Source organism: Planktotalea sp., from assembly GCF_039984035.1.
Taxonomy (GTDB): domain Bacteria; phylum Pseudomonadota; class Alphaproteobacteria; order Rhodobacterales; family Rhodobacteraceae; genus Planktotalea.
Genome location: NZ_JBDWVM010000362.1, coordinates 1 through 9,942, shown reverse-complemented (window position 1 = coordinate 9,942; position 9,942 = coordinate 1). Strand labels below are relative to the sequence as shown.

At 49.5% G+C, this 9,942-nt stretch carries 9 protein-coding genes; 5 read left to right on the top strand and 4 right to left on the bottom strand.

All coding sequences use genetic code 11. The annotated features are described in order from the left end of the window. The 3 genes from ABJQ89_RS16260 to ABJQ89_RS16250 all read left to right on the top strand — a co-directional run. On the top strand, positions 1-532 hold a 532-nt coding region (locus tag ABJQ89_RS16260; RefSeq protein ID WP_348497206.1), incomplete at its 5' end, for a hypothetical protein. Between the two features lie 118 nt (positions 533-650). After that, on the top strand, positions 651-2,360 hold the full coding sequence (locus ABJQ89_RS16255; protein WP_348497205.1) for an ABC transporter ATP-binding protein: 1,710 nt from the start codon (positions 651-653) through the stop codon (positions 2,358-2,360). Between the two features lie 408 nt (positions 2,361-2,768). Then, a complete protein-coding gene (locus ABJQ89_RS16250; protein ID WP_348497204.1) occupies positions 2,769-3,296 on the top strand; it encodes a tail fiber protein in 528 nt (175 codons plus the stop codon). Positions 3,297-3,343: 47 nt separating this feature from the next. On the opposite strand, the gene ABJQ89_RS16245 is transcribed toward ABJQ89_RS16250, so the two are convergent. The 4 genes from ABJQ89_RS16245 to gmd form a co-directional block, all read right to left on the bottom strand. Continuing rightward, on the bottom strand, positions 3,344-3,754 hold the full coding sequence (locus ABJQ89_RS16245) for a lasso peptide biosynthesis B2 protein (protein WP_348497203.1): 411 nt from the start codon (positions 3,752-3,754) through the stop codon (positions 3,344-3,346). 149 nt (positions 3,755-3,903) lie between these two features. Next, a complete protein-coding gene (locus ABJQ89_RS16240) occupies positions 3,904-4,557 on the bottom strand; it encodes a sugar transferase (protein ID WP_348497202.1) in 654 nt (217 codons plus the stop codon). A 682-nt stretch (positions 4,558-5,239) separates the two neighbouring features. Next, positions 5,240-6,190 (bottom strand): GDP-L-fucose synthase, encoded by a 951-nt coding sequence (locus ABJQ89_RS16235; protein WP_348497201.1) that lies wholly within the window; start codon positions 6,188-6,190, stop codon positions 5,240-5,242. A 4-nt stretch (positions 6,191-6,194) separates the two neighbouring features. Further along, positions 6,195-7,313 carry a GDP-mannose 4,6-dehydratase gene (gene gmd, locus ABJQ89_RS16230; RefSeq protein ID WP_348497200.1) on the bottom strand — a complete coding sequence of 373 codons (1,119 nt, stop codon included), beginning with the start codon at positions 7,311-7,313 and terminating at the stop codon, positions 6,195-6,197. A 364-nt stretch (positions 7,314-7,677) separates the two neighbouring features. Between gmd and ABJQ89_RS16225 the strand changes: the two genes are divergently transcribed. Both ABJQ89_RS16225 and ABJQ89_RS16220 read left to right on the top strand, forming a co-directional pair. Then, a complete protein-coding gene (locus ABJQ89_RS16225) occupies positions 7,678-8,964 on the top strand; it encodes a lipopolysaccharide biosynthesis protein (protein ID WP_348497199.1) in 1,287 nt (428 codons plus the stop codon). Next, on the top strand, positions 8,961-9,908 hold the full coding sequence (locus tag ABJQ89_RS16220; RefSeq protein WP_348497198.1) for a sulfotransferase domain-containing protein: 948 nt from the start codon (positions 8,961-8,963) through the stop codon (positions 9,906-9,908). Before ABJQ89_RS16225 ends, ABJQ89_RS16220 begins: the two co-directional genes overlap by 4 nt. Positions 9,909-9,942: the final 34 nt, after the last annotated feature.

Below are 9,942 nucleotides of genomic sequence, written 5' to 3'. Positions count from 1 at the left end.
AAACAATAACTTGGCTTTTAAGTCGGATCTTCGAAATTTCCTGAAGGATGACATTGTCGAAACGTGGCAAGACGCACAGAATAAAATTTCTAACGTTATTGTATCTATTCGCATCCCTTGTGAGCAAACGCGTTCTGAATTTCAGAACTTTGCGGAGACCGCGCAAGACAAAGATTTTGAGCGCAACGCTCGTTTAGAAGAACTGAGAATGTCAGGCGAATTTTTGCAAACGTATCAGCAAAGTTTTCAGGCTTTGGAAGAGCTTTTGAACGGTCCACTTGCTGTATATCGTGACCGCACTTTTGCGGTGGATTACGCGCTCGCGCGGAATAATCCCGAAGCCTACGTGCGCCGCGTTGCGCAGTGCGCAAATTTGGAGCTGACAGAAGAAACGCTGGCGCCCGCAATGGCAAATATCGAAGCATCTCTTTATCGCAACAAGAGCTACGACCTGTCCGAAACTCAAGGGCAATGGGCGCGGCAAACAGGTGCGCAAGCGGCCTATGAACGGATAAAAAAACTGATCGGTTAGGGCGATGCTTCAGCTCTTAAATTGGGTTGTGTTTTTCTCTTCTGGACACGTTTTCGGGGTGCAAGATGTCTGATATAGATGCTTTCAACATACGCGTCGTGGGAAAGAGGCAAGCTTAATGTACGAGACCTTTCGGCGGTATTTGCGAGATTTTTTGGACTACGCAAACGGGCAAATTTATCGCGCAATTGGCTATAGTTTTGCAGGCGCTTTGACCGAAGGGTTTGGCCTGCTTTTACTGCTGCCTATCTTGCAGATCGTAGCCAACGAAAGCGAAGCGCCTTTTGCGCAATGGCTCCAAAGCACTATGGTTTCAGTTGGCTTGGTGAGCACACAGTCGCAGGTGATTGCTTTGGTGCTTGGCTTCGTCTGCCTGATTATATTACGAAATTTTGTCGCTTGGCATCGCGCGGTTCTGCTTGCGCAAATTTCTCACGGTTTTATCGATCAATGGCGCTCGCGCGTGTTTCAAGCGCTTGCACGTGCACAATGGCAAACTCTGTTGACCGTGCAACAACACGAAGGCCAGCATGCGATCTTGCAGGACGTTAACCGACTTGCTGGCGGTACTCAGCAAATCTTGCAGGGGGGTGTTTCTGCGGCCTTGATCGGGGTCCAGCTTGTAGTTGCCTTCGTCATTTCACCTGCTTTGACTTCACTTGTGCTCGTTCTGCTGGGTTTGGCGGGGCTCATATTGCCACGTTTGGTGGGGCGAGCACGAAAATTTGGGCAACGCCAAACTTTGGCTGGGCGCCAGCTTCAACAGACCTTGCTTCAGTTCTTTGCAGGTTTAAAGCTCGCTAAAGTGTATCGATCAGAAGCCGCTCATATCGAACGATTTGATCAAAATATAACGACGATCCGACAAGAGATTTTGCGGTTTGGTATGGATCAAGCAACAGCGCAAGCCGTGTTCCAAATCGTGAGCGCGGCTATGCTGAGCGCAGTGGTGGTTTTCGGATTGTTTGTATTGGACACAACGCCTGTGACTTTGATTGCGGTGGTGGTGATAATGACGCGCGTTTCTGGCCCTGTTTTCGCGCTTTTCAAAGGAGTTCAGCACATCGCGAATATGTTGCCAGCGTATGAAAATCTCATCGCGCTTTTAGCGCGCTTGTCTGAGCAGAGCGAACCTTTAGCAGAGCCACAAAAAGTGGCCCAAGCAGGTGCATTGCCCGTTGTTTTCCGGGGTGTTTCGTTTTCCTACTCGGGCAGCGAGATTGAACAGATCGCTGATTTTGATGCGGATATCCTGCCCGGGCAGATGCTCGCCCTGGTCGGCCCATCTGGTGTTGGCAAAAGCACCATTTTGGACTTGATGAACGGGCTACTTGTTCCAACGAAAGGCACGGTGGAAATAGGGGAGTTGTCCACTGCTGAACTCAAGAACCGCACGCCCATCGCAAATAGCCTTGCTTATGTACCTCAAGACGCAGCTTTGTTGGATATTCCGCTGCGGGACGTACTTCTTGCCGATACTTCTAGCGTCTCGGATAACGCACTTGAAACGGCGCTGCGTTTGACGGGAGCAGATCAAATCGTTGAGCGTTTGCCGGATGGGTTGAACACCTTTGTAGGCGAGCGTGGCCAGCGGTTGTCGGGCGGGGAAAGACAACGCATTAGCCTGTCGCGCGCGATTTTACGTCAGCCGGGATTGTTGATTTTGGATGAAGCTACATCAGCTTTGGATCGCGGTTCAGAGTTGCGGATTTTGAAGGCTCTCAAAGAATTATCAGGAGAAATGACGATAGTCGTCGTGACGCACCGCGAAGTTGACCCAGCTTTCTTCGATCAAATCATTTCTTTACAGCCGAAAGCTTCGCGCTAAGGCTGCGACCCAGCCAACGACGGATCTTCCATGCGGGATGAGGTCAATCAAGGTCAGTAAAGTTGGCGATCTCATTTTCAAGTTTATGACGCCTAACTGGTTCAAATGGCTATGGATGACATGCGGTAACGATGCTGGTTTTTTGCAGGAATTCCTGGACAAGCGTTTCGCTTCGAAATCGCTTTTGGTTGGAGGCTGGGTGAGGGTCTTGACGCACACTTAATTCGTGCGTTTTTCCAATCAAAATCTCCCTAAAGGTGTATTTTTTGGGAGACAGATGGGAAAAAACTCTTAAAGTATTAACAGGCTGAGCGGTTTTTAAGCGGTGACGATATTCAATCCCCTTCTGATGGCACTTTATTTGCCGGCCAGCGCCATTGAATAGAAACGAAAAATTGGAGACTTATTTTGGAACCTTTTCTTGCACAGATCGTAATGTTTGGTGGCAACTTTGCACCACGTGGTTGGGCGCTTTGTGACGGGCAGCTTTTGCCGATTTCGTCAAATTCTGCCTTGTTCTCGATCTTGGGAACGATTTATGGCGGCGACGGTCGAACCACTTTTGCGTTGCCTGACCTTCGCGGTCGTTTTCCATTGCACCCCGGTAATGGTCCTGGATTGCCCAGCTACCGCGAGGGGCAAAAGGGCGGACAATATGAGGTTTCGCTCACCATACCACATCTACCCTCGCATAATCACACAGCTATACTACAGGCAGGACAGGTTCCTGCGACTAGTCAGAACGCTGCAGGCAAAGTGCTTGGTGGCGCTGAAATCTATGAAGCCGACGTACCGGCATCTAACTTGACGGCTATGGGCCCAGATTCCGTCAGATTAGCTAATACTGGGGGCAGCATCCCGTTTAGCATTGAAAACCCATACACTGCGGTTAACTTCATTATTGCGCTTCAGGGTGTGTTCCCAAGCCGTAGCTAATTCTGGAAAAGTTTCGTGCCATTCCCGCGGTGGTGGGGGTGGCACCTTCACATCATTTGAAATGTCGCGACGACGACATGTTTTTCATGTCCAGCGCCACCAGTGACAATTGATGTGCCCGCACAGACCCAAACATGTGCCAAAAGAGGGTCTTGATTATTCTTCGGATTGCTCGACATGACGCCGAAAAAGGTTGTGAAGGGAACCTTGTAAAGGCGCAGAAGAAAACACGCCGTCATAGCCTGCGGAAGGCAAACCGATTGCCAAGGGGTCACTTTTGCGACCATGCGAATGGTCTTGCCAATGGCGCGGGCGCGGTTTCGCTGAAATGTCTGCAAAGCCACCACTTCAATGTCATTGCCAGTTTTTTGCCCAAACAAACCTGCATATTTGCGAAAAGGCAGGATGAGTATTGCGGCTCGTGCGATCGCCAATATGCAAAAGACCGGAAGAAGCAAAAGCCACTCATGCCAACCATAAGACCTGAGTGAGGCCCATTTTCGAGACAGGGTTGAACGCAATTGCAATATTCCCTCGGGCCTGCACGGACGATTTACATATATCTTTGTTTAGCAATTTCGTCGGTGAAGGGCAAAACCCGCGTGCTTTACGTTCCGGCGCGCATGCAAATAACGACAATGGTCTGCCAGACGATACGGATTTCCTGAAGGAAGCCTAGGTTCTGAATGTATTCTAAGTCTGCAGAGACCTTCAGCTTTGTCCCTGCAATGCTTTGAACATATCCAACCTGCGTCTGGGCCAACCCACTAATGCCGGGGCGAATGATATGTCGGTCTGAATAACCTGGAACGCTTTCGATATAGTGCGCTGCGTATTGAAAGTAGTCAGGACGAGGGCCAATCATACTCATCTCACCGCGCCAGACGTTAAGAATCTGGGGCAATTCGTCGATGCGCAGTTTGCGGAGTTTGCTACCGAGCAGTGTGATGCGGTCTGCTTCTAACGGGCCATCTGAGCCGCGTGTGGCCTCTTTCTCCTCGGACATTGTTCGGAATTTGTAGGCCTGAAATGGCTCACAGTTTTGTCCCATGCGGGTCTGAACAAAGATTAGCTTTCCCTTGTTGAAAAAGGGATTGAGGCACAAAAGTACGAGACCGCTTAGGAGCAAAATGGGCAGAAAAAGAACGCAACACAACAAGTCAAAGATACGTTTAAAAAAGAAAAATAGCGCTTTGTTCTGACCCTGTCTTATCGACACACTCTTATCCGAGTGAAGGTTTGAAAAATCATGAGCACTCATCGGGTCGAGGATCCTCAAGGGGGTAGTTGTATTTCTTAAATCAATTGATCAAATCGTTAGCACCTCTGCTACTACAGGTCAATGAAACGCGCTGGAATTTGTCTTCTTAAAGTTGTTTTGATCAAAGCGGCAGCATATTCGTACAGTTTGCGTTTTTTTGTGTGTCAACAAATGGAAAGATAAGCGAACGGTTTTCACTTTGAACTTCTCGAACGTGTTCTTTCCATTAAGGCAATCAGCTTTAGGTTCTTGGGTGTTTGCTTGGAAAACAACTGGATTTGGGGCAGGGTGTGTAGCTGGTTAGTTTTATTAGCGCTGCAAAAATAGTGTGTTAGTCCAGCCAAACAGGCGGTAACTTTTTACCACTGAGTGAGCTTCGTACCCGCGAGATGATGCGAGTCAGCTATAAGAATCACGATGGCGACTAACGCGAAACGTGTAAAGCCCTCCGTGCTGTAATCCACTGATTTTAGGAACGATGGGTCTCGCGGTTGGTCAGCAATCGCGTTCGCTTTGATGCAAATCTGTGTGTTGCTGATTGCTCTTGCGTTTGGGTGGCGCAACTAATGCGCGCAAAGTGCCAATGACCAGAGAGAGAAGAAATAGACCGCTGAAACTTTGTAAAACTTTGATTTTTCAGCGAACAGCTGGCTTTTTTGAATCAAGCAATTGCTTGTACTTTTTAGGAAGGGTTTTCCGTTTCGAGGGTCGCTAAAAAGTCCCTGTATGTGCTGCTAATTCCGTCTTCCAAGCTTCGTGCGTTGTTCCAACCCAATTGATGCAAATTTGTGCAATCGATGAGCTTTCTAGGGGTTCCGTCTGGTTTGCTCGCATCAAACACCAAATCAATGTCGTGACCGACAACGCGCGTTATGGTTTCCGCCAACGCACGTATTGAAACCTCTACGCCAGAGCCGACGTTGATGTGCTCATAGCCCGAGTACTCTTTGAGCAGGAAGACAAGGGCATCCGCCAGATCGTCACAATGCAGAAACTCCCGTAAAGGCGCACCTGATCCCCACAGTTCCATCTCTCCCGCATCGTTCATTTTTGCGTCATGCGCTTTTCTTAAAAGTGCGGGCAAAACATGACTGGATTGAAGGTCATAGTTATCACCGGGCCCATAGAGGTTGGTCGGCATCGCCGATATCCAATCGCGCCCATGTTGTTTGCGATAGCCTTGGATCAGTTTAATCCCGGCGATCTTGGCAATTGCGTAGGCTTCATTGGTTGGCTCCAATGCACCTGTGAGCAGGCTTGCTTCCGCAATGGGTTGCGCCGCATCGCGCGGATAAATGCAAGAGGAGCCCAAGAATAGAACGCGCGGTATATCGGCACTATGGGCTGCGCTTAGAATATTGGTCTGGATTTGCAGGTTCTGGAGAAGAAAATCCACAGGTTGCGTATCATTTGCAAGAATGCCGCCGACCTTTGCTGCAGCCAAGATGATGGCATCAGGGCGGGTTTCATTCATCCAGTGCTCTACTTGCGCTTGGTTGGTCAGATCGACGATCTCGCGCCCTGCTTTAATGACCGTGCAGTCCTCCTGCTCAAGACGCCGCGCGACAGCACTGCCCACCATGCCGCGATGGCCGGCAACCCAAATTCGTTTGCCTGTGATGTCAAAGCTCATTTGGTTATTCCTCTTGGCTGACAGGCAGATCAAGCCCGTGTTCCTTGAGCAATGCATGGCGTTGCGCGGCCTTCAGGTCTTCCGCGACCATTTCCGCGCACATTTCGCGCGCAGTGATTTCAGGCTCCCAACCAAGGAGCCGCTTGGCTTTGGATGGATCGCCGTGAAGGGATTGAACTTCAGCAGGGCGGAAATACCGTGGATCGATCCGCATGATGACATCCCCGACAGCAATATGCGGCGTGATCGTCTGATCCGCCGACACAACCGTCGCTATTTCATCAATTCCGGAACCCGAAAACGCCAGCTCGATTGATAAATCTTCGGCAGCCCAGCGGATAAAGTCGCGCACCGAATGCTGAGTGCCGGAGGCTATCACAAAATCGTCGGGCGTATCTTGCTGCAGCATCATCCATTGCATCTTTACGTAGTCTTTTGCATGGCCCCAATCGCGCAACGCATCTATGTTACCCATATAAAGACAGTCTTCGAGACCCATGCCTATATTCGCCAAACCGCGCGTGATCTTACGGGTCACGAATGTTTCGCCGCGCCGCGGGCTTTCGTGGTTAAACAAAATGCCGTTACAGGCATACATCCCATAGCTTTCGCGATAATTCACCGTGATCCAATAGGCATAGAGCTTTGCAGCAGCATAAGGCGAGCGCGGATAAAACGGCGTTGTCTCGCTCTGCGGGCTCTCCTGAACGAGCCCATATAGCTCTGATGTGGAGGCTTGATAAAAGCGGGTTTTCTTTTCCAAACCTAGGAAGTGGATCGCTTCCAACATACGCAACGTGCCCATGCCGTCGACATCGGCGGTATACTCTGGCGCTTCAAAACTGACCGCAACATGGGACTGCGCGCCTAGGTTATAGACTTCATCCGGTTCGATCTCAGAGATAATCCGCGTTAGGCTAGAGGAGTCGGTGAGATCGCCATAATGCAGCTTAAATCGTTGTGTCTCGATATGAGGGTCTTCGTAGATGTGATCGATGCGGCCCGTATTAAAGAGCGATGCACGGCGCTTGATGCCATGAACCTCATAGCCTTTTTCCAGCAGAAGTTCCGCCAGATACGAGCCGTCCTGGCCGGTTACACCTGTAATGAGGGCTTTTTTCATTCGTTCGCTTAGCTCAGTTCTTAAGAATTGATTGATTTGAAAAAGAGTGCAGATTGTCGTCCGCGTTTAACACAAGGGTACACAACGATTGCCAGAGATTTAGGCACCATATATTCGCCCAAAATTCCGAGTGTCCACCTGTCTTTGCGCTCGAATCAGCTTTGAGTTTCTAATTAGCCTTTGTTTGCATAAAGATATCAGTTAGACGAGTCTCGGTTGAACAAGCATCCGATAGTTTTCCCTGCGGTTGTCATTCGAGACTAAGAAACGTGAGTTTTCAAGACAGAACAAGAATGTATACGCGAACTGTAAGCCTTTCGAATGATCGACACTATGGTTGCTCACGATTTGCCGGAGGGGCGTTGTGAGCTCTCCGTTACGCGTGATTTTACAAAATTTCAGCAAGGTCATGTGTGGCCAAATGGCCGTTACGACGCTTGGCTTTTTTGCGCTGGCAATGAACACACGTGCGCTCGGGATCGAAGATTTGGGTAAGCTGTTTCTGGTTCAGGCCACGTGCGAATTGGTTTCCAAACTGATCAGTTTTCAAAACTGGCAGAGCTTTGCGAAAGTCGGCGCAGACATTGAAGGGCGCGGCAGTTTGAAAGCGCTCTGGCTTTATGGTGTAGGGCTGGACTTCGCAGCTGCAACGCTTTCTGCTTTTGTGGTCGCGACCTTGCTGATTGCTGCGCCTTCTTTACTTGGGCTTGACCCTGAAACAGCCAAGCTGGGGCTTTATTTCGCAGCTGCTTTGGTGTTTTCGGGTCGCGGTACGTCTATTGGCGCATTGCGCCTACTCGGCGCGTTTGGCTGGGCCGTTTCGATAGACGTCCTTCAGGCAGTGCTCTTACTCTTGAATGCATTCGTGCTTTACCGAATTGGCGCTGATCTACCGACATATTTGATAACGATACCGGTTGTCTCGGTGCTCGCTTCATTGCTCGTCCTATTTATCGCGTGGCGCAAAATTGAGGCGCAAGAAGATGTCGCGGTTAATGAACGATTTGATCGCGTTGCACGTCAGAAGTTTCTCAGCTTTGCCTTTGGTGTGAGCGCATCCAGTGCCCTGAACGCAATACGCCAGCGTGGTGAGATATTGATCGTAGGAGCTATTCTGGGTCCGTCAGCCGCCGCTCTTTTCGGTGTTGCTTATCGCCTTGCGGCGCTATTAGCGCGTTTCGCAGAGGCGGCGCGCATATCGGTTTACCCTGAATTCAGCCGCTTAGCCTCTTCTGGTCATTTCTTCGAAGCGGCGAGGTTGGCGTTTCGAATAACCAAAATGGCGGTTCTCGTGTCGGTTTTTGCTTTTGGGATTCTTGTCGTCTTCGGGGTCGAAATCCTATCGGGCCTGTTTGGCGCTGAATTTTCGCCTGCCTTACCAATTCTGTTGCTATTGGCATCGGGCACTGCCCTATACGCAAGCGCGTTTTCTCTTACGTCGCTCACGCAAATTACCTTTGGGAGTTGGCGTTTCTTCAAATTCAATCTGATTGCATTTGCGTGTTTTGTTTTGGGAGCAATTCTTGGGCCTTACGCCTTTGGCGTTAACGGGGCAGGCGCCGGAGCACTGGCATATTCGATCATTTTGGTACTGCTCTGTGGGCATTCAATTCTGTACAAAATGCGAGATGAAAAAGGTGGCATACTGTGAGTGATCTCATCCTTCACCTTGGATACCCTAAAACGGGGACAACAACGCTGCAAAACAGTGTGTTTGATGTGCTCCACCGCGAGAAACATATCAGATACTTGGGCATGGGCGGATTTCAGGATGATGCAACACCTGCACGCCGTGATTTCTTTGTTGCGCTAACCAATGCGCTGTACATTGAGGATGAAAATGAATTCATCGCGCAAATATCAAAATTGCGCAGCGCCTATGACGCGCTCGCTAAGGCCTTGCCGGGGGCGGGGCCTGTTGTGCTGTCCAATGAGCATTTTTTATACTCTAGCTGGTCAAGCAAGCAGCTGAACGCTCGCATTTTTCCAGCACGTAGCGCTGCTCGACTAGGGCAAATTTTCGCGAGCGATCAAGTATCGCTCGTCATTGGATTGCGCGATTTGCCAGATTTGATCCGGTCGGTGTACGTGCAAATTCGCTCCAACAAATCTCACGTTAATCATAAGTTGGTTGCTAAAACGCTTGATGAATATGTCGAATGCATCTGTAAGCAAGACAGCTTTCAAAGTGAGATGTACCACTTTGAAGCAAATATCGCTCATCTCCAGAAGGCCTTCCCATCGGCACCTATTCATAAGCTGCAATTTGACGATTTTGTAAGCGAACAAAGCCAGAGCGTTGCGGGGCTAGTCAATTTCATGGGTTTACCTGAAACAGCGCTTGAGGTTCTCGCCTTTCCGTTGGAGCATAGTAACGCGAAAATCAAAACAACCAACGGAACAGTTGTCGAGAATATTCCACCTGTCTTAAGACCACTTGCACGAAATAATTTACTATCTCCATGGCTCAGGCATTTTACTAAGTCAGGACCGATGAAAACTATTAGAAACAAACTCTTGCCGCAGGATGAAATTCCAAATTTAACACTTAGACAACGGCAAGAGATCGAACGGGTCTTCGAACTAAAACAATAATTTATAGAGCCTTTGGCGAGATTTTGATCGTCGG

Bases quoted from the DNA above. Each gene is read 5' to 3' on its own strand.
- gmd (WP_348497200.1), bottom strand. From the start codon at position 7,313: ATGAAAAAAGCCCTCATTACAGGTGTAACCGGCCAGGACGGCTCGTAT.
- ABJQ89_RS16255 (WP_348497205.1), top strand. From the start codon at position 651: ATGTACGAGACCTTTCGGCGGTATTTGCGAGATTTTTTGGACTACGCA.
- ABJQ89_RS16235 (WP_348497201.1), bottom strand. From the start codon at position 6,190: ATGAGCTTTGACATCACAGGCAAACGAATTTGGGTTGCCGGCCATCGC.
- ABJQ89_RS16240 (WP_348497202.1), bottom strand. From the start codon at position 4,557: ATGAGTGCTCATGATTTTTCAAACCTTCACTCGGATAAGAGTGTGTCG.